The following is an 18,823-nucleotide window of genomic DNA, read 5'->3' as shown; positions in this document are numbered from 1 at the left end:
CCCCCGGCACGGGCAACGGCAACCGCAACGGCAACGGCAACGGCAACGGCAACGGCAACGACAACGGCAACGACCGGCCCCTGCCGACCCGCCGGAGGCAACGGCACGGCCCGGGCGGCCGAGGCCAGCGCCTAGCGGACCGGCAGCACCGCCGACACCCGGAAACCCCCCGCGTCCGTCGGCCCCGACACGAAGACCCCGCCCAGCCCGAGCACCCGCTCCCGCATGCCCACCAGCCCGTTCCCCCCGCTCGGCAGCCCGACCCCGTCCGACTGCCCCTCGCAGGGCCCGTTCTCCACCTGCATCGCCACCTCCGCGCCCCGATGCGCGATCCGCACCACGACCCGCGCGCCCGGAGCGTGCTTGTGGCAGTTCGTGAGCGCCTCCTGCACCACGCGGTACGCCGTCTGCTCGACCTCCGCCGCGTACGCCGCCCCCTCGCCCTGCACCAGCATCTCCACGACCATCCCGGCCGCCCGCGACTGCCCGACCAGCGCCTCCAGCTCGACGAGCGAAGGCCCCTCCTCGGCGCACCCCACGAGCGCGACCGGAGCCACCGGCGCAGCGGTCACCGCCGCCGCGGCCGTACGAGCAGCAGAAGGAGCCGCCGCAGCCGCAGCCACCGGCGCGACCGGCTTGGGCGCCGCCCTCAGCACGCCGAGCATCTCCCGCAGCTCCGTCAGCGCCTGCCGCCCCATGTCGCCCACCAGCGCGGCGTTCTTCGCGGCCCGCGCCGGATCCTTCGCCACCACCGCCTCCAGCGCGGCCGCGTGCACCACCATCAGCGACACCCGGTGCGCGACCACGTCGTGCATGTCCCGCGCGATCCGGGTCCGCTCCTCCGTGCGGGCCCACTCGGCCCGCTCCTCCGCCCGGTCCGCCAGCAGCGACAGCTCCCGCTCCAGCGAGTCCGCCCGCTCCTGCAGGCTCTCCATCAACCGCCGCCGGGCCCCGATGTAGAGCCCGAGCAGCAAGGGCGGCACGGTCAGCGCCACCGCGACGAACCCGGACAGCGCCACCACGAGCGTCGGATCTGCCTCCACGTCCCCGCGGGTCTGCAGGTACATCACCACGAAGGTCGCGGCCAGCGACATCGAGGCCAGCGTGGCGATGATCCGCCGGGGCACCTCGGAGGAGGCGAGCGAGTACATCCCCACCACCGAGAGCAGGAACCCCATCGCGGCCGGCGCCACGGCGATCCCCACGAGCACCACGGCGATCGGCCACCGCCGCCGCAGCACGAGCGTGCTCCCCACCGCCAGGCCGAACGCCACCCCGACCGCGGTCGGCACCCCCGCCTCACGGGCGAAGGCCACGCCCTCCCACGCACACTCGACGGCGGACACCCCGCCGAGCAGCACATCCACCACGGCTTCCCGCCGCCGCGCCCACCACAAAGGCGGCCCAGCGCGGCCTTCCACTTCCCCCGTACTGGTCATGCCGTCCAGCGTACGGGCGGCCATCAGCACAGACCCGATCAAAATTCCAGCAAACCAACGGCAATCGCACGCACGACTGAATCATCCGCGCATCGAGACCTGAATCCCACATTCCGGACGACATGGGCGACATGACCGAAACCCGACGTCGCCCCGGCGACGGCACCGGCGGCCTCCGCACCACGAGCGCGACCTTCGAGGACCTCCGCGAACAGGCGGTCGCCCTCCGCCGCGAAGGCCTCAGCCGCCGCCAGATCCGCGACCGCCTCGCCGTCCACAACAACGACGTCCTCAACCGCCTCCTCGACGGCGAAGCACCACCCGAATGGACGAAGCGCCCGAACGCCAAGGACCACGTCCGCGCCCGCGCCCGCGAACTCCGCCTCCAGGGCATGACCTACGACCAGATCCAGGTCGAACTGGGCTGCTCCAAAAGCTCGATCTCCCTGTGGGTCAGAGACCTCCCGAAGCCCACCCCGCAGCGGACCCCCGCCGAACAGGCTCAGCTCGCCTCACGGAAGCGCTGGGAACACGAAAACGCGCTCCGGGACGAGCAGCGGACCCACCTCCAAGAGTCGGCACGAGCCGAGGTCGGAAGGCTCAGCGACAGGGAGCTCTTCATCGCCGGGGTCACCCTCTATTGGGCGGAGAGGGCGAAGGACAAGTCCTACGATCGCCGCGAGAAGGTGCAGTTCATCAACAGCGACCCCCGGGTCATCCGGGTATTCCTGGCCTGGCTGGATCTCATCGGCGTCGACCGGGAACGGATTCGCTATCGCGTGATGATCCACGAATCAGCCGCCGTGAAGGCGGCCGAGGAGCACTGGGCCGCCCTCGTTGGCGCGGACGCGGCACGGTTCGCCAGGGCAACCCTGAAGAAGCACAACCCGAAGACCACCCGGAAGAATGTGGGCGAGAACTACCAAGGCTGCCTGGTCCTTTACGTCAGCCGAAGCGCCGACATCTACCGTCGCGTCGAGGGCGCCTGGTGCGGCATAGTAGGGGCGTCTAGCTGAACCGGACAGATCGAATGTCCGCTTTAGACTAGATTGCCATCCCCTGTGGTGTAATTGGCAGCACTGAGGCTTTTGGTGCCTTATGTCCGGGTTCGAGTCCTGGCGGGGGAGCTTAACCACGTTCGGGTCCTGACCATCAGGGTCGGGACCCGGCCCTCGTTTCGGGACCCTGGCCCCCCGGTATCCTTCACGGGTCCACCCCCGAAGCCGAAGGGCATCCCCGTGAGCGCCAACCGCCCGGCAGCCGTCGTCGTACTCGCAGCGGGTGAAGGCACCCGCATGAAGTCGGCCACTCCCAAGGTTCTGCACGAGATCTGCGGGCGCTCGCTCGTCGGTCACGTCGTCGCCGCCTCCCGTGAGCTGGACCCCGCCCACCTCGTCGTGGTCGTCGGGCACGCCCGGGAGCAGGTCACCGCGCACCTGGCCGACGTCGACGCCGGCGTCCGCACCGCCGTCCAGTACGAGCAGAACGGCACCGGGCACGCCGTCCGCATGGCCATCGAAGAGCTCGGCGGCCCGGTCGACGGGACCGTGATCGTGGTCTGCGGCGACACCCCGCTGCTGACCGGGGAGACGCTGCGCCGGCTCGCGGCGACGCACGAGGCCGACGGCAACGCCGTCACCGTGCTCACCGCCGAGGTACCGGACTCCACCGGCTACGGGCGGATCGTCCGGGATGCCGGCGGCGCCGTGACGGCCATCGTCGAGCACAAGGACGCCTCCGACGCCCAGCGGGCGATCCGCGAGATCAACTCCGGCGTCTTCGCCTTCGACGGGGCCCTGCTGGCCGACGCGCTCGGCAAGGTCCGCACCGACAACAGCCAGGGCGAGGAGTACCTCACCGACGTCCTCGGCATCCTGCGCGAGGCGGGGCACCGCGTCGGCGCGGCCGTCGGCAGCGACCACCGCCAGATCCTCGGGATCAACAACCGCGTCCAGCTGGCCGAGGCCCGCGCGCTGCTGAACGCGCGCCTGCTGGAGCAGGCCATGCTCGCGGGCGTGACGGTCGTCGACCCGGCGAGCACCTTCGTCGACGTGACCGTCACCTTCGGGCAGGACGCGATCGTGCACCCCGGCACCCAACTGCTGGGCGCCACGCACATCGCCGAGGGCGCCGAGGTCGGCCCCAACACCCGGCTGAGGGACACGCACGTGGGCGCGGGCGCCCGGGTGGACAACACGGTCGCGGAGGGCGCGGTCGTGGGCCCGCAGGCGACCGTGGGGCCGTTCGCCTACCTGCGTCCGGGCACGAACCTCGGCGCGAAGGCGAAGGCCGGCACGTACGTCGAGATGAAGAACGCGACGATCGGCGAGGGCACCAAGGTTCCGCACCTGTCCTACGTGGGCGACGCGACGATCGGCGAGTACACGAACATCGGCGCCGCGAGCGTCTTCGTGAACTACGACGGTGAGCACAAGCACCACACCACCGTCGGCTCGCACTGCAAGACGGGCTCGGACAACATGTTTGTGGCTCCCGTCACGATCGGGGACGGCGCCTACACGGCCGCCGGATCCGTGATCACCAAGGATGTGCCGCCCGGTGCGCTGGCCGTGGCCCGTGGCCAGCAGCGGAATATCGAGGGCTGGGTGGCCCGCAAGCGTCCGGGAAGCGCGGCCGCCACGGCGGCACAGTCGGCGGTCTCGGAGGATTCCGAGCGCCACTGAGGTGAACTGACCGGAAACAGGTGCGCCCGCGACGGCGTACCGTGATAGGTGCACGCAATTCGGCTGGCTCACCGTGTGCGGGACGGACGCACATGGGGGCGAGCAGCTTCAACACGTCTGAGGAGACAGTGCTGTGACCGGGATCAAGACGACCGGCGAGAAGAAGCTGATGCTCTTCTCCGGCCGCGCCCACCCCGAGCTGGCCGAGGAGGTCGCGCACCAGCTGGGAGTCGGCCTCGTGCCGACCAAGGCTTTCGACTTCGCGAACGGTGAGATCTACGTCCGCTTCCAGGAGTCGGCTCGTGGCGCGGACTGCTTCCTGATCCAGAGCCACACGGCTCCGATCAATAAGTGGATCATGGAACAGCTGATCATGATCGACGCGCTGAAGCGCGCATCGGCGCGTTCCATCACCGTGATCATCCCGTCCTACGGGTACGCCCGCCAGGACAAGAAGCACAAGGGCCGCGAGCCGATCTCGGCCCGCCTGGTCGCGGACCTGCTGAAGACCTCGGGTGCGGACCGCATCCTCACGGTCGACCTGCACACGGACCAGATCCAGGGCTTCTTCGACGGCCCGGTGGACCACCTTTCCGCCCTGAACGTCCTCGCGGACTACGTGGGCGCCAAGGTGGACCGCACCAAGCTGACGATCGTCTCCCCGGACGCCGGCCGCGTGCGCGTGGCCGACCGCTGGTGCGACCGTCTGGACGCGCCGCTGGCCATCGTGCACAAGCGCCGCGACAAGGACGTCGCCAACCAGGTGACCGTCCACGAGGTCGTCGGTGAGGTCAAGGGCCGCGTCTGCGTCCTGGTCGACGACATGATCGACACGGGTGGCACCATCTGCGCCGCGGCCGAAGCGCTGTTCGCGCACGGCGCCGAGGACGTCATCGTGACGGCGACGCACGGCATCCTGTCGGGCCCGGCCGCCGACCGTCTGAAGAACTCCAAGGTCAGCGAGTTCGTGTTCACGAACACCCTGCCGGACCCGTCCGACCTGGAGCTCGACAAGATCACGGTGCTGTCGATCGCCCCGATGATCGCGCGCGCGGTGCGCGAGGTCTTCGAGGACGGTTCGGTCACCAGCCTCTTCGAGGAGCAGCAGTAATCGCTCCGCGATAGATCCTTTTGGGTACGGCCTCCCCTGCCGGGTACACTCCTCGAGTTGCTCGGCGAGGGAGGCCGTACCTGTTTCCGGTACGGATGCTCCGTTATCGACGCGCTCTTCGTAGCAGGCCGTTCCGGCCGGGTGACTGTCGTCCATTTCCGTCACCCCACGAGGAGTGAGCATGTCCGAGGTCAAGCTTTCCGCCAAGGTCCGCGACACGTTCGGCAAGGGCTCTGCCCGTCAGGCCCGTCGCGACGCCCTGACCCCCGCCGTCATCTACGGTCACGGCACCGACCCGAAGCACGTCAACGTCGACGCCCACGCCCTTCAGCTGGCGCTGCGCACCCCGAACGTCCTGATCTCTCTGGACCTCGGCGACGCCGGCACCGAGCTGGTCATCCCGAAGGCCGTGCAGAAGCACCCGCTGAAGCGCTCGATCTCCCACGTCGACTTCCTGATCGTCAAGAAGGGCGAGAAGGTCACCGTCGACGTCGCGATCGTCACCGAGGGCGAGCTGGCCGCCGGCGGCAACATGCTGGAGACCCTCCAGAACACGATCTCCGTCGAGGCCGAGGCCACCCACATCCCGACCGAGGTCACCGTCTCCATCGCGGGCCTCCACGCCGGCGACACCATCCACGCCAAGGACCTGGTCCTCCCGAAGGGCACCACCCTGGCCGTCGACGGCGACATCGCCGTCCTGCAGGTCGTGGCCCCGCAGGCCGAGGAGCCGGCCGCCGAGGCCGCCGAGGGCACCGAGGCCTGAGCCTCGCCTTCTCCCCTCAGCAGTTGCTGACCGACCGCCGTCCGGCTCCACTGGAGCGGGACGGCGGTCGTCTTCGTTCAAGGCCTTAAGGAGCTTTTGATGTCGGACGACGCGGCACCCTGGCTGATCGTCGGCCTCGGCAATCCCGGACCGGAGTACGCGGGCAACCGCCACAACATCGGTTTCATGGTGGCCGACCTGCTGGCGGAGCGGATCGGCGGGAAGTTCAAGGCGCACAAGGCCCGGGCCCAGGTGGTCGAGGGCCGCATCGGCGCGCCGGGACCGGCGAACCGCCGGGTGGTGCTGGCGAAGCCGATGACGTACATGAACCTCTCCGGCGGCCCGGTGACGGCCCTGCGCGACTTCTACAAGGTGCCGCTGGACCGGATCGTCGCGATCCACGACGAGCTGGACATCGACTACCCGACGCTGCGCCTGAAGCTGGGCGGCGGGGACAACGGCCACAACGGTCTGAAGTCGATGACGAAGTCGATGGGCCCGGACTACCACCGGGTACGCTGCGGCATCGGCCGTCCGCCGGGGCGGATGCAGGTGGCGGACTTCGTGCTGAAGGACTTCTCGTCCACGGAGCGCAAGGAGCTGGACTGGTTCGTGGACCGGGCCGCCGACTCGGTGGAGTGTCTGATCCAGGAGGGCCTGGAGCGCGCGCAGTCGACGTACAACTCCTGAGTCACCAGGGGTCGTAGACCGATTGCCACTTCGGACATTCCCTCATGCAGGCGCACAAGGGCACACGAATACCCACGAGTACCTCTTGACTGGTGCGGGGCGTCGCCGGGCGGCCAGAAGGTGGTCACCTCCTGCGGTCCGCCGAACCACAACCACGCGTACGTCGCCTCGGAGCCCGGTGCCAAGCTCACCTCCGCCGTCGCCGAGGTGAAGGGCGGCCGGCTGGAGTGGTTCAACCTGTCCCACACCTGCCCGTCGACGGTGACGCCGAGCGGGACGCCTTCGAAGACTCCGTCCGGCACGCCGTCGGGCACCGTGTCGAAGACCCGTCCCCGCCGGCCTCCCCTTCCGGGTCGGTGACCCCCAGCCGGAGCGTCAGCGGTTCTCCGTCCGGTACGCCGAGCTCCACGGCGAGCTCGCCGGCCCCGGTCGCCGGCGGTGACCTGGCCAGCACCGGGTCCGGCCTGCCGGTCGCCCTGGTCTCGACGCTGGCCGTCGCGCTGGTCGCGGCCGGTGGCGTGCTGGTGGTCCGCCGCCGTCGCACGCAGCCGTAGCCGCTAGGCAGTCGGCCCGGACGTGACGGAGCCCCCGCACCGAGGTGCGGGGGCTCCGTCGTGTCCGGGGGCTCAGCCGGTGTTGCGCAGGCCCGCGGCGACGCCGTTGACGGTGAGCAGCAGGGCGCGGGCGAGGAGGGGGTCGGCTTCCTCGCCGCGGGCGGCGGCTGCGCGCTGGCGGGCCAGGAGGGAGACCTGGAGGTAGGAGATGGGGTCGAGGTAGGCGTCGCGGACGGCGAAGGTCTGCTGGAGGACCGGGTTGGAGTCCAGGAGACGGCTGCCGCCGGTGATGCGCAGGACCTCGTTGACGGTGAGCTCGTGCTCGGCCTCGATGCGGGTGAAGACGTGCTTGAGGTGATCGGGCACGAGGGTGTCGACGTAGTGGCGGGCGATCCGCAGGTCGGTCTTGGCCAGCGTCATCTCGACGTTGGACAGGAAGTTGCGGAAGAAGTGCCAGCGCTCGCCCATCTCGGTGAGGGCGTCCTGCAGGCCGGCTTCGCGCAGGGCCTTGAGGCCGGAGCCGACTCCGTACCAGCCGGGGACGATCTGGCGGGACTGGGTCCAGCCGAAGACCCACGGGATGGCGCGCAGGCCGTCGAGGCCGGCGCCGGAGTCGGGGCGGCGCGAGGGGCGCGAGCCCAGGTGGAGGTCGGCGAGCTGGTCGACGGGGGTGGCGGCGAAGAAGTACGCGGGGAGGTCCGGGTCCTCGACGAGTGCCCGGTAGGCGGCGTGGGCGGCGTCGGAGACGGTGTCCATGGCCGCGTCCCAGCGGGCGAGGGCCTCGTCGGACTGGCGGGGCGCGGTGTGCAGGGCGGAGGCCTGCAGGGTGGCGGCGACGGTCAGCTCGAGGTTCTCGCGGGCCAGGGACGGGACGAGGTACTTGTCGGAGATGACCTCGCCCTGCTCGGTGACCTTGATCTCGCCTTCGAGGGTGCCCCAGGGCTGGGCGAGGATCGCGTCGTGGGAGGGGCCGCCGCCACGGCCGACGGTGCCGCCGCGGCCGTGGAAGAGGCGCAGCCGGACGCCGTAGCGGTGGGCGACGTCGCGCAGTCGCCGCTGGGCGCGGTGGATCTCCCACTGGCTGGTGGTGATGCCGCCGAACTTGCTGGAGTCGGAGTAGCCGAGCATGACCTCCTGGACGTCGCCGCGCAGGGAGACGAGGCGCCGGTAGGAGGGGTCGGCGAGCATTTCGTCGAGGATGACGTCGGCGGCGCGCAGCTCGTCGGTGGTCTCCAGGAGCGGGACGATGCCGATCTTGGCCCAGCCGCCGTGGAGGTCGATGAGGCCGGCCTCGCGGGCGAGCACCGCGGCGGCGAACACGTCGTCGGCGCCCTGGCACATCGAGATGATGTACGACTCGATGACCTCGGGGCCGAACTTCTCGAAGGCGTCCTTGATGGCGAGGAAGACGCCGAGGGTCTTCTGGCCGGCGGCGTCGAGGGGCGCCGGGGTGGGGGCCAGGGGACGGCGCGAGCGCAGTTCCTTGGCGAGGAGCTTGCCGCGGTATTCGCGGGGCATGTCGGCGTAGCGCCAGGACTCCTCGCCGAGCCGGTCGAAGAGCTGCCCGAGCGCGTGGTGGTGGGCGTCCGCGTGCTCGCGTACGTCCATGGTGGCGAGCTGGAGGCCGAAGGCGGCCAGCGTGCGGATGGTGCGGTCCATGCGGCCGTCGGCGAAGAGGGCGCCGCGGTGCTCGCGCAGGGAGGTCTGGATGAGGGTGAGGTCAGTGAGCAGCTCGGCGGTGCCGAGGTAGTCGCGGCCCTCCTCGTGGGGGGTGCCCTTGGCGAGGCGCTCGCGGGTGTTGAGGAGCTTCTGCCGGATGCAGGTGGCCTTGAGGCGGTAGGGCTCCTCGGCGTTCAGCCGCTTGTAGCGGGGGCTGATCTCGGGGAGGCGTTCGAGGTCGGCCTGGAGGGAGGCGAGGAGCTCTTCGGTGGCCCCGGTGTAGCGGATGGAGTTGGACAGCAGGCCGCGCAGGAAGTCGATGAGTTCGAGTGCGTCGGTGATGCCGTGCTCGTGCTGGAGGATCAGCACGTCCCGGGTGACGTCGGGGGTGACGTTGGGGTTGCCGTCGCGGTCGCCGCCGATCCAGGTGCCGAAGGTGAGCGGGCGGGTGCCGGCGGGCAGCTCGACGCCGACGCGCTGGAGCTCGGCGGCGAGGTCTTCGAGGACGTCGCCGACGGCGCCGGCGTGCAGCTCGTCGAGGTAGTAGATGGCGTTGCGGGCCTCGTCGGCGGGCTCGGGGCGGACCACGCGCAGCTCGTCGGTCTGCCAGACGAGGTCGATGTTCTCGGCGAGGCGCAGGTCGTGTCGGCGGCGGTCGCCGGCGCCGGTGACGGGCTCTTCCAGGAGGGCGGCGATGCGGCGCAGCTTGTTGAGGACGCTGCGGCGGGCCGCCTCGGTGGGGTGTGCGGTGAAGACGGGCCGGACGTTGAGGTTCTTGACCGTCTCGCGCAGGTGTTCGGGGTCGGCGTCCTTCAGCATGTCGGCGGTGCGGGCGAGGAGCCCGCCCTCGGCGGCACGGTGGGCGCGCAGTTCCTTGCCGCGGTGCACCTGCTCGGTGACGTTGGCGAGGTGGAAGTAGGTGGAGAAGGCGCGTACGAGCTTGGCGGCGGTCTCCAGGTCGGTGTCGCCGAGCAGCTCGGCGGCGGCTTCGCCGTCCGTGCGGGTGAGGGCGCGCACCTTTTCGACGAGGTCGAGGAGTTCTTGGCCCTCCTGGCGTACGAGGGTCTCCCCGAGGAGGTCGCCGAGGCGGCGGATGTCCGCGCGCAGCTCCGCGTTGGCGGTGGCGGCCGGGGTGACGGGGGCCTGGCCCTGGGGGGCCTGGTCAGCACTGCTCACAGGTGCGGCTCCTTGCAGTGTTCGAGCGCTACTGGGCGGTGGGCTGCCGGCCGCGCGCTCCGATGCCCTGCGGATCGTGTCCGGGGGATCGTCGCTCCTGATGCGCAGCTCGGGCTGCCCGTGCGGACCGCGCTGTCCGACGGGACCAGGATAGGTGTCCGACGCGTGTGCCTGGGCAGACGTCTCACTAGGCGGCGCGTGAACGGTCGGCGCGCGCCTCGTGCCCCGGTCGCGGTCCTCTTGCCTCGCGACCCGGCTTTGCCATACTTACGATGCCGTAGGTTACGGGTCCGTAGGGTTCGTAGCCAGGGAGCCTGCCGACTTCTCTCACCCCCCAGGGGACACCCATGACCACCAGTCCCGATCTGATCGAGGGCGCCTCGGCGCCCTCCGAGTCATCTGCGCCGTCCGCGACCCTCGGCGGCGAGAACAAGCGGTCCATCGAGCAGATCGCTCTGCTGCTGTTCATCACCGTTCCCTTCGTGGCCCTGCTGGCGGCCGTCCCGCTGGCGTGGGGCTGGGGGGTGAGCTGGCTGGACGTGGGCCTGATGGTGTTCATGTACTTCCTGGCCTGCCACGGGATCACCATCGGTTTCCACCGTTACTTCACGCACGGTTCCTTCAAGGCGAAGCGGCCGCTGCGGATCGTCCTGGCCGTGATGGGTTCGATGGCGGTGGAGGGGCCGCTGGTGCGCTGGGTGGCGGATCACCGCAAGCACCACAAGTACTCGGACCACGAGGGCGACCCGCATTCGCCGTGGCGGTTCGGGGAGACGCTGCCGGCCCTGATGAAGGGGCTGTGGTGGGCGCACATCGGCTGGCTCTTCGACGAGGAGCAGACCGATCAGCAGAAGTACGCGCCGGACCTGATCAAGGATCCGGCGATCCGGCGGATCTCGCGCGACTTCATCTTCTGGACGATCCTGTCGCTGGCGATCCCGCCGCTGGTGGGCGGTCTGGTGACGATGTCCTGGTGGGGCGCGTTCACGGCGTTCTTCTGGGGTTCGCTGGTGCGTGTCGCGCTGCTGCACCACGTGACGTGGTCGATCAACTCGATCTGCCACGCGGTGGGCAGGCGGCCGTTCAAGTCCCGGGACCGCAGCGGCAACGTGTGGTGGCTGGCGGTGCTGTCCTGCGGGGAGTCCTGGCACAACCTGCACCATGCCGATCCGACCTCGGCGCGGCACGGTGTGCTGCGCGGCCAGATCGACTCCAGCGCGCGGCTGATCCGCTGGTTCGAGCAGCTGGGCTGGGCCACGGACGTGCGCTGGCCGTCGGCGGCCCGCATCGACGCCCGGCGCAGGGAAAGCGACGCGAAAGCGGCATGATGGGGGGCGTGGCGATCGACGGCAGTAATTCCAGCAGCGACAAGCCCAGGCGCGGCCGCCGGGTCAGGATGACGGGCGCGGAGCGGCGTCAGCAACTGCTGGACATCGGCCGGACCCTGTTCGCGGAGAAGGGCTTCGAAGGCACGTCGGTGGAGGAGATCGCGGCGAAGGCCGGGGTGTCCAAGCCGGTGGTGTACGAGCACTTCGGGGGCAAGGAGGGGCTGTACGCGGTGGTCGTGGACCGGGAGATGCGCCAGCTGCTGGACGGGGTGACGGGGGCGTTGACGGCCGGGCATCCGCGGGAGCTGCTGGAGCAGGCGGCGTTCGCGCTGCTGGACTACATCGAGTCGTACACGGACGGTTTCCGGATCCTGGTCCGGGACTCTCCCGTGGCGCAGTCGACCGGCACGTTCGCCTCGCTGATCAGTGACATCGCCACACAGGTCGAGGACATCCTGGGTCTGGAGTTCAAGGCGCGGGGCTTCGATCCCAAGCTGGCGCCGCTGTACGCGCAGGCGCTGGTCGGGATGGTGGCGCTGACCGGGCAGTGGTGGCTGGACGTCCGCAAGCCGAAGAAGGCCGAGGTGGCCGCGCACCTGGTGAACCTGGCCTGGCACGGGCTGGACGGGCTGGAGTCGAAGCCGCAGCTGGTGGGCCGCCGCAAGAGCTGAGCACGGGCCGCAAAGGCCGAGCACCGAGGCGCGCGTACGACGGCGCCCCGTCACCGGATGGTCGGTGGCGGGGCGCCGTCGTGTGGTGCGTGCGGGTCGGGTCAGCCGCACTCTTCCAGGGCCTGCTGTTCCAGGCTGTGCTCTTCAAGGAATTCGAGCCGGTTGCCGACGGGGTCCTCGGAGTAGAAGCGGCGGTGGCCGGGCAGGTCGTCGTCCCAGACGACCTTGGCCCCCCGCTCCTCCAGTCTGCTCGCGTACGCCTCGATCCCGGTCACCCGCAGTCCCGGATGGGCTTTGCGGGCGGGCCGGAAGTCCTCCTCGATGCCGAGGTGCAGCTGTACGGGCCCGGCGGCGAACCAGCAGCCCCCGCGTGCGGCGAGGACGGGCGGTTTGGGGATCTCGGTCATGCCGAGTACGTCGGTGTAGTAGGCGCGGAGCCGGTCCTCCGAGTCCGGCGGCGCGGCGAGTTGGACGTGGTCGACGGCGGTGAGCACGGTCAGGCCTCCTTGCGGGCGACGGCGAAGATCCGGCGGAACGGGAAGACGGTGCCCCGGGGCCCGGCCGGGTAGGCCACGCGCAGCCGGTCGCGGTATTCGGCGAGGAAGGCGTCCGTGGCTTCGCGGTCGTCGCCGAGGGCGGTGAGGACGGGCCGCAGGGCGGTGCCCTTGACCCAGTCGAGCACGGGGTCGGGGCCTTGGAGCAGTTGGTGGTAGGTGGTCTCCCAGACGTCGGCGGCGCAACCGAGCGCGGTGAACCGGGCAAGGTATTCGGCGGGTTCGAGGATGTGGATGTAGCGGGCGCCGTGGCCGGCGAGCCGGGACCGCCAGCGCGGGGTGTCGCACAGTTCGGCGAGCAGGGCGTGGCTGGGGGCGGTGAAGTTGCCGGGGATCTGGAAGGCGAAGGTGCCGCCGGGGCGCAGGCTGTTGATCCAGGCGCCGAAGGAGCCGGCGTGGCCGGGGACCCACTGCAGGGCGGCGTTGGACACGATCAGGTCGTAGGGCTCCTCGGGGAGCCAGCCGGCGAGGTCCCCGTGGCGGAAGTCGAGGCTGCCGCCGCCGGTGGTGGGACCGGCGTGCTCCTGGGTGGCGCGGTGGAGCATTTCCGGGGAGAGGTCGAAGCCGGTGATGCGGGCGCCGGGCCAGCGGTCGGCGAGGAGCGCGGTGACATTGCCGGGCCCGCAGCCGAGGTCGGCGATGCGGGCGGGCTTGCTGGGGAGTTCGGGTATGCGGGTGAGGAGGTCCAGGAAGGGCCGTGTGCGGTGGCCTGCGTGCCGGAGGTACTGCTGGGGGTCCCAGGTGGGAGCGGAGGGCGCGGTGGACGTGGGGGTCCCGCAGTGCGCGATATCGGAATACATGTTCGAGCCTCCCTGCTGGCGGGGCGGTCGGAAGCGGAATCTGTTCCGGCCCCCTCCATGCCCCATGCTCACGCGATTTATATCTCGATGTCAAGATACTCATGGTCGAGATACTCGGTGTGAAGAGACTTCACATCGACATACCCCTTACACTGATCCGCATGGAGGACGAGGTCGACCGACTGGTGGCGGCATGGCGGCGGGAGCGCCCTGACCTCGACGTGGAACCGCTCGAGGTACTGAGCCGCGTCAGCAGGCTCGCACGCCACCTCGACCGCGCCCGCAGGCTGGCCTTCTCCGAGCACGGCCTGGAGCCGTGGGAGTTCGACGTTTTGACGTCCCTGCGCCGGGCCGGCGCGCCCTACCAGCTCTCCCCCGGCCAGCTGTTGACCCAGACCCTGGTCACCTCCGGCACCATGACCAACCGCATCGACCGGCTCGCCAAGAAGGGCCTCGTCGAGCGGCTCCCGGACCCCAGCGACCGCCGCGGGGTCCTGGTGCGGCTCACCCCCGAGGGCCGGGACCGTGCGGACCAGGCCCTCGCCGGGCTGCTGGCGCAGGAGCGGGCGATCCTGGCCCAGCTCTCGCAGAACCAGCGCGGTGATCTCGCCGGGCTGCTACGCCAGTTGACCGCTCCGTTCGACAACATCCCCGGCTAGGTCGGCCGGTCGTACGCCGGCCCGCCGGGCCAGCGCCACCGCCGCCAGGGTGGAGTGCACACCGAGCTTGCCCAGCACGTTCTGCATGTGGGTGCGGACGGTGTGCGGGGACAGGAACAGGCGCGCGGCCACGTCCTTGCGGCCCAGGCCCGCCACCATGCAGCGCAGCACCTCGTGTTCGCGCGGGGTGAGCGACTCCACGAGCCGTTCGCTGTCCGTGCGGTGCTTGCGCGCCGCGGTCAACTCCCGGAGCACTCCGGTCAGCAGCGCGGGCGGCAGGTGGGTCTCCTCCCGCAGGACCCCGCGGATGACGGCCAGCAGCCGCGAGAGCGAGCAGTCCTTCGCCACCCAGCCCGAGGCCCCGGCCTGCAGCGCGTGCGCGGCCCGGCGCGGGTCGTCGCGCTCGGCGAGCACGACCGTACGCACCCCGGGGTGGGTCACCCGCACCCCGGCGACCAGCGCGATCCCGTCCGAGCCGGGCGGCGGCGGCCCGGAGGCCGGCTCCCGCGGGGCGGGCACGGCCCCGGCGACCGCGCCGAGATCGGCGTCGACCAGCAGGACGTCGAAGCGGCGGCCCTCGGCCACCGCGCGTTCGAGGCAGCGCAGCGCGGCGGGACCGCTGCCGGCCGCGGACACGTCCACGTCCGGCTCGGCCGCGAGCGCGGCTGCGAGCGATTCGGCGAAGATGCGGTGATCGTCGACGACGAGAACCCGGATACGAACCACAAAACCCCCAAGGGTAGGGGAACGGACGACGGCGGGTACGGCGCCCGGACCGGGTGATCCGCAGCTGCCCCGGCCGCCGCCGTGACACCTCTGCACTACCCCGGACCGGACGCCGTACCCGACTTGTCTCGACCCCTGAATCAACACCGGCCCCCACCGGTGTCACGCATCAGCGTAGGGCCGGGTGCCGCTCGCGGTTGGCCGAATAGCAGAAGTTTTCCCAGCGATTTTCCCGCGCAGCGGTTCTGAACTGCCTTTGTGGTGGCTTGAAATCACCTGTACCGCAGGTCCGGATGGCGGCTTCCGTACCGGCGCGTGCCACGGGCAGTTGCACGGTGGGCAATTCACCCGGCGTGTGCACGCCGGGCGCCCGCGCACAGCGCCTGGCGGCAGCGCACGGCCCGAACGCACGCGCCCCCCGCACCGGGCAGGGTGCGGGGGGCGCGCAGGACAGCGGTGTTCCGGGAGGCTACCCGTGGGTCAGGAGGTGTGCGTGCGCGCGAAGTTCCACGCGTCCGTGATGATGCCGGTCAGGTCCGAGCGGCTCGGGGTCCAGCCGAGGCGCTCGTGGGCGGTGCGCGCGGAGGCGACCAGCATCGCGGGGTCGCCGGCCCGGCGCGGGGCGACGACCTCGGGGATCTCCCGGCCGGTGACCTTGCGGACCGTCTCGACGACCTCGCGGACCGAGAACCCGCTGCCGTTGCCCAGGTTGCAGATCAGGTGCTCGCCCTCGGCGGCGACCCGCAGGGCGGCCAGGTGGGCCTCCGCCAGGTCGGCGACGTGGATGTAGTCGCGCACGCAGGTGCCGTCCGGAGTCGGGTAGTCCTCGCCGAACACCGAGATCGACTCGCGCTCGCCCAGCGCGACCTGGAGGACCAGCGGGATCAGGTGCGTCTCGGGGGTGTGCCGCTCGCCGAACTCCCCGTAGGCCCCGGCCACGTTGAAGTAGCGCAGGGACACCGCGGCCAGGCCGTGCGCCACGCACTCCCCCGCGATCATGTGGTCGACGGCCAGCTTCGAGGCGCCGTACGGGTTGGTCGGCGCGGTCACCGAGGCCTCGGTGAGCAGGCCCTCCGTCGGCTCCCCGTAGGTGGCGGCGGTGGAGGAGAACACCAGCTTGCGCACGCCCGCCTCGCGCATGGCGCCGAGCAGGGCGAGCGTGCCGCCGACGTTGTTCTCCCAGTACTTGCCCGGGTTCACCACGGACTCGCCGACCTGCGAGGAGGCCGCGAAGTGCAGCACTGCTTCGTAGGAGGAGTCCAGGTGGCGGGCGGCGTCCTGGATGCGGCCCTCGATGAAGGCGGCGCCCGCCGGGACGCCGACGCGGAAGCCGGTGCTGAGGTCGTCGAGGACGGTGACCTCGTGGCCGGCCTCCAGGAGGTGGGCCGCGACCACGCTGCCGACGTATCCGGCGCCACCGGTTACCAGGTACTTGCTCACTCGCCTACTGCCTCTCGCGGGGGAGCACGCGCGGGAGCGTGCGCGTGCTAGGACACTGGCTTACCCGATTCGACGCCCGCGGGGAAATCGGCGGCGGGCGGCCGGCGGGCCGCACCGGGACCTCGGACGGCCGCACCCGGCCGGCGGCGGGCCCGCGCGCGCCCGCCGGTGCGCCGCCGCGGCCCGTCAGTCCCGCGCGGCGGCGGCCGGCCGCACCGGCAGCGCCCGGTCCAGCAGGCCGGTACGGGCGGCCAGCGCGGCCGCCTCCAGCCGCGATCCCACGCCCAGCTTCATCAGCACCCGCTGCACGTGCGTGCGGGCGGTGCTCGGCGCGATCGCCATGCCCGCGGCGATCAGCCGCGTGTCCTCGCCCTCGGCGACCCGCACCAGCACCTCCACCTCGCGCGGGGTGAGCAGGCGCAGCAGCCGGCTCCCCTCGTCGTCGGGCTGGGCGGCGGGGTTCAGGAGCTCGGCGAAGGCGCCCTGGAGCAGCTGCGGGGCGATCGCCACCTCGCCCGCCCGCGCCTTGGCCAGGGCCCGCTCCACGCCCTCGATGCGCTCGTCCTGGCGTACGTACCCGGAGGCGCCGGCGGCGAAGGCGGCCGCGATCCCGCGCGGGCTGGGCACCGGTCCGAGGACGACGACGGCGATCTGCGGGCGCTCCCGCTTGATGCGGACGACGGGCTCGAAGACCCCGGCCTCGGCGGGGGTCGCCGTCCCGAACAGGCAGACCTCCGGGGCCCGTCCGATGACCAGCTCGGCGGCGCCCGCGGCCGGGGCGGCGGCCGCCAGGACCCGGTGGCCGCGCAGTTTCAGGGCAGAGGCCAGTGCCTCGGCCAGCAGCCGGTGCTCGTCGACCACCACGACCCGTACGCCCATTGAGGTACCCACCCCCCACCCTTCTGACCCGGCAAGCTACACGCTTGTTCGACGGAGCGCGGGGGTTACCGCGCAGAAGCCCCCGGAAGGCGGACCTTCCGGGGGCTGCTGCGCGGCGTGCGGACGGATCAGCTCGCGGTGAAGGCGGTGAAGATGAACTCCGGGTCGGACGTGGCGGAGTACGGCTTCTTGACCGCGGTGCGGGCGAGGAAGAGCTTCCCGTTGTGGTAGCGGTACTCGTGGTAGCCGGGCGAGTAGCCCGTCTCGATGCGCTGGGTCGTCTTGTCCGACGGGTTCTCCATCAGGACGGTTTCCTTCATCGTCTTGCCGTCGATGCTGACGACCTGGCCGCCCTTGTCGTAAGGGGGCTCCTTGTAGGCGATGATGTTCGACCCGTCCATGCGCAGCGGGTACAGCTTGTACCGCTCGCCCGCGTCGGCGCGGTCGGTGGTCTGCTTGCCGGTCTCCAGGTCGAAGGAGAGCAGCTCGTTGGTCTTGCCGTAGGCGTCCTTGCCCTGGTGCTCGTAGGAGGGCAGGTAGAGCTTGCCGTTGCCGACGATCATGCCGGCGCACCGCTCGACCTCGGTGTGGCACTCGCCGCCGAAGGTGCCGGAGGAGAGCGAGATCTTCGTCTTCAGCTGGCCCGTGGCGTCGAGGACGAAGAGGTCGCTGACGCCGCTGGCGTTCTTGGCGGTCTTGCCGACGTCGGCCCCGACGATCAGGGGCTTGGTGGAGACGATGCTGGCGTTCTCGATGCCCGCGGAGAGCTTGTACGAGTACTGCGGCGCGCCGGTGGCCGGGTCGAGGGCCTGCGCGTACAGGGTCGTGCTGGAGCTCTGGCCGCACCTGCGGATGACGGCGAGGGCCTCGCCGCCGCCGTAGCCGACGTCGCGGCAGCCTTCGCCGTCGACCTTGGGCAGCCACAGGGACTTGCCGTCGGCGAGGTTCCAGGCGGCGCCGCCCGAGGGGCCGCCGGCGGCGACCGTCTGCCCGCTGAGGGTGACCTCGTAGTAGGACACGGGCTTGTCGCCGCTGGTGGCGCCCTTGGCCTGGCCGCTCCAGAGGAGCTTGCCGGCGTTCAGGTCGATGACGCCGACCTCGGTGCACGCCGGGTACTTGACCTCCGGCGTGGGCTTCGTGGGCCGGAAGATCACCGCCGCCTTGTTGTCGGAGACGTGCCGGGAGGCTCCGCAGAGCTCACCGGGGAGGGGGACCTCCCACTTCACGCCGCCGTCGACGACGTTGTAGCCGACGATCTTGTACACGTCGGACTTGATGTAGGTGGAGTCGGTCAGCCAGGAACCGGGGACCTGGACCATCTCGTCCGGGGTCGGGCTCGGCTGGTTGACCAGCACCTTCGACTTGATGTTGGAGGGCACCTTCTCGCTGCCGCCCGCACCGGGCTGGGACTTGTCGTCCCCCGGCTTGGCGGGGCCGCCGTTCGCGGTGTCCTTCGTGCCCTCGGCGTCGCCGTCGCCGGAGACGTACCAGAGGCCGCCGCCGACGATGAGGACGATGGCCAGCAGGGCCGCGCCGACGATCATCAGCTGGGTGCGCTTGTCGTTGCCGCCGCCGGCCGGGGGCTGGACGACCGGGGCCGCAGCACCCGGTGCGCCGAAGGGCGGCGGGGTGCCGGGTGCGCCGAAGGGCGGCGGGGTGCCGGGTGCGCCGAAGGGCGGCGGGGTGC

General features: G+C 71.1%; 17 protein-coding genes and 1 tRNA gene. 10 read left to right on the top strand and 8 right to left on the bottom strand.

Translation table 11 applies throughout. The features are described 5' to 3' along the window. Positions 1-131 precede the first annotated feature (131 nt). Positions 132-1,439 (bottom strand): sensor histidine kinase, encoded by a 1,308-nt coding sequence (locus PV721_RS29095; RefSeq protein ID WP_319729267.1) that lies wholly within the window; start codon positions 1,437-1,439, stop codon positions 132-134. 131 nt (positions 1,440-1,570) lie between these two features. Between PV721_RS29095 and PV721_RS29090 the strand changes: the two genes are divergently transcribed. From PV721_RS29090 to PV721_RS29060, 7 genes are all read left to right on the top strand, one after another. Beyond that, positions 1,571-2,455: a hypothetical protein gene (locus PV721_RS29090; protein ID WP_319729266.1), complete on the top strand. Its 885-nt coding sequence runs from the start codon at positions 1,571-1,573 to the stop codon at positions 2,453-2,455. A 39-nt stretch (positions 2,456-2,494) separates the two neighbouring features. Beyond that, positions 2,495-2,566 (top strand) — tRNA-Gln (locus PV721_RS29085). 111 nt (positions 2,567-2,677) lie between these two features. Further along, on the top strand, positions 2,678-4,123 hold the full coding sequence (gene glmU, locus PV721_RS29080; protein WP_319729265.1) for a bifunctional UDP-N-acetylglucosamine diphosphorylase/glucosamine-1-phosphate N-acetyltransferase GlmU: 1,446 nt from the start codon (positions 2,678-2,680) through the stop codon (positions 4,121-4,123). A 133-nt stretch (positions 4,124-4,256) separates the two neighbouring features. Next, on the top strand, positions 4,257-5,234 hold the full coding sequence (locus tag PV721_RS29075) for a ribose-phosphate diphosphokinase (RefSeq protein WP_030027111.1): 978 nt from the start codon (positions 4,257-4,259) through the stop codon (positions 5,232-5,234). A 181-nt stretch (positions 5,235-5,415) separates the two neighbouring features. Beyond that, positions 5,416-6,000 carry a 50S ribosomal protein L25/general stress protein Ctc gene (locus PV721_RS29070; RefSeq protein ID WP_319729254.1) on the top strand — a complete coding sequence of 195 codons (585 nt, stop codon included), beginning with the start codon at positions 5,416-5,418 and terminating at the stop codon, positions 5,998-6,000. 99 nt (positions 6,001-6,099) lie between these two features. Continuing rightward, positions 6,100-6,690 carry an aminoacyl-tRNA hydrolase gene (gene pth, locus PV721_RS29065; RefSeq protein WP_319729251.1) on the top strand — a complete coding sequence of 197 codons (591 nt, stop codon included), beginning with the start codon at positions 6,100-6,102 and terminating at the stop codon, positions 6,688-6,690. 227 nt (positions 6,691-6,917) lie between these two features. Further along, positions 6,918-7,244, top strand: coding sequence for an LPXTG cell wall anchor domain-containing protein (locus tag PV721_RS29060; RefSeq protein ID WP_319729248.1), 327 nt, complete (start codon positions 6,918-6,920; stop codon positions 7,242-7,244). Positions 7,245-7,316: 72 nt separating this feature from the next. Here the strand turns inward: PV721_RS29060 and ppc are convergent, their stop codons facing one another. After that, positions 7,317-10,079, bottom strand: a complete 2,763-nt coding sequence (gene ppc / locus PV721_RS29055; RefSeq protein ID WP_319729246.1) for a phosphoenolpyruvate carboxylase — start codon at positions 10,077-10,079, stop codon at positions 7,317-7,319. A 347-nt stretch (positions 10,080-10,426) separates the two neighbouring features. Here ppc and PV721_RS29050 point away from each other — a divergent pair, with 347 nt between their 5' ends. Continuing rightward, positions 10,427-11,407 carry an acyl-CoA desaturase gene (locus PV721_RS29050; protein ID WP_319729245.1) on the top strand — a complete coding sequence of 327 codons (981 nt, stop codon included), beginning with the start codon at positions 10,427-10,429 and terminating at the stop codon, positions 11,405-11,407. Further along, positions 11,404-12,078, top strand: coding sequence for a TetR/AcrR family transcriptional regulator (locus PV721_RS29045; RefSeq protein ID WP_184791550.1), 675 nt, complete (start codon positions 11,404-11,406; stop codon positions 12,076-12,078). Before PV721_RS29050 ends, PV721_RS29045 begins: the two co-directional genes overlap by 4 nt. 101 nt (positions 12,079-12,179) lie before the next feature. Here PV721_RS29045 and PV721_RS29040 read toward each other — a convergent pair whose 3' ends face one another. Further along, positions 12,180-12,572 (bottom strand): VOC family protein, encoded by a 393-nt coding sequence (locus PV721_RS29040; RefSeq protein ID WP_319729240.1) that lies wholly within the window; start codon positions 12,570-12,572, stop codon positions 12,180-12,182. A 2-nt stretch (positions 12,573-12,574) separates the two neighbouring features. Beyond that, positions 12,575-13,432, bottom strand: coding sequence for a trans-aconitate 2-methyltransferase (locus PV721_RS29035; protein ID WP_319729237.1), 858 nt, complete (start codon positions 13,430-13,432; stop codon positions 12,575-12,577). Positions 13,433-13,593: 161 nt separating this feature from the next. On the opposite strand from PV721_RS29035, the gene PV721_RS29030 reads away from it, so the two are divergent. Continuing rightward, positions 13,594-14,091: a MarR family winged helix-turn-helix transcriptional regulator gene (locus tag PV721_RS29030; RefSeq protein WP_030386194.1), complete on the top strand. Its 498-nt coding sequence runs from the start codon at positions 13,594-13,596 to the stop codon at positions 14,089-14,091. Here the strand turns inward: PV721_RS29030 and PV721_RS29025 are convergent. The 4 genes from PV721_RS29025 to PV721_RS29010 all read right to left on the bottom strand — a co-directional run. Then, entirely contained in the window at positions 14,050-14,817 is a 768-nt protein-coding gene (locus tag PV721_RS29025) for a response regulator transcription factor (RefSeq protein WP_319729231.1), read from the bottom strand. The two genes, PV721_RS29030 and PV721_RS29025, sit on opposite strands and share 42 nt — an antisense overlap. Before the next feature lie 480 nt (positions 14,818-15,297). Next, positions 15,298-16,257, bottom strand: coding sequence for a UDP-glucose 4-epimerase GalE (gene galE, locus PV721_RS29020; RefSeq protein ID WP_319729229.1), 960 nt, complete (start codon positions 16,255-16,257; stop codon positions 15,298-15,300). Between the two features lie 186 nt (positions 16,258-16,443). After that, positions 16,444-17,136 carry a response regulator transcription factor gene (locus PV721_RS29015; protein ID WP_319729268.1) on the bottom strand — a complete coding sequence of 231 codons (693 nt, stop codon included), beginning with the start codon at positions 17,134-17,136 and terminating at the stop codon, positions 16,444-16,446. 128 nt (positions 17,137-17,264) lie between these two features. Beyond that, on the bottom strand, positions 17,265-18,823 hold a 1,559-nt coding region (locus tag PV721_RS29010; RefSeq protein WP_319729227.1), incomplete at its 5' end, for a PQQ-binding-like beta-propeller repeat protein.

The sequence above is a fragment of the Streptomyces sp. MB09-01 genome, assembly GCF_033794505.1.
GTDB lineage: Bacteria > Actinomycetota > Actinomycetes > Streptomycetales > Streptomycetaceae > Streptomyces.
This window is presented reverse-complemented; position numbering and strand designations above follow the sequence as displayed.

Bases quoted from the DNA above. Each gene is read 5' to 3' on its own strand.
- PV721_RS29015 (WP_319729268.1), bottom strand. From the start codon at position 17,136: ATGGGCGTACGGGTCGTGGTGGTCGACGAGCACCGGCTGCTGGCCGAG.
- PV721_RS29045 (WP_184791550.1), top strand. From the start codon at position 11,404: ATGATGGGGGGCGTGGCGATCGACGGCAGTAATTCCAGCAGCGACAAG.
- PV721_RS29030 (WP_030386194.1), top strand. From the start codon at position 13,594: ATGGAGGACGAGGTCGACCGACTGGTGGCGGCATGGCGGCGGGAGCGC.
- PV721_RS29035 (WP_319729237.1), bottom strand. From the start codon at position 13,432: ATGTATTCCGATATCGCGCACTGCGGGACCCCCACGTCCACCGCGCCC.
- PV721_RS29090 (WP_319729266.1), top strand. From the start codon at position 1,571: ATGACCGAAACCCGACGTCGCCCCGGCGACGGCACCGGCGGCCTCCGC.
- PV721_RS29050 (WP_319729245.1), top strand. From the start codon at position 10,427: ATGACCACCAGTCCCGATCTGATCGAGGGCGCCTCGGCGCCCTCCGAG.
- PV721_RS29095 (WP_319729267.1), bottom strand. From the start codon at position 1,439: ATGACCAGTACGGGGGAAGTGGAAGGCCGCGCTGGGCCGCCTTTGTGG.
- pth (WP_319729251.1), top strand. From the start codon at position 6,100: ATGTCGGACGACGCGGCACCCTGGCTGATCGTCGGCCTCGGCAATCCC.
- PV721_RS29070 (WP_319729254.1), top strand. From the start codon at position 5,416: ATGTCCGAGGTCAAGCTTTCCGCCAAGGTCCGCGACACGTTCGGCAAG.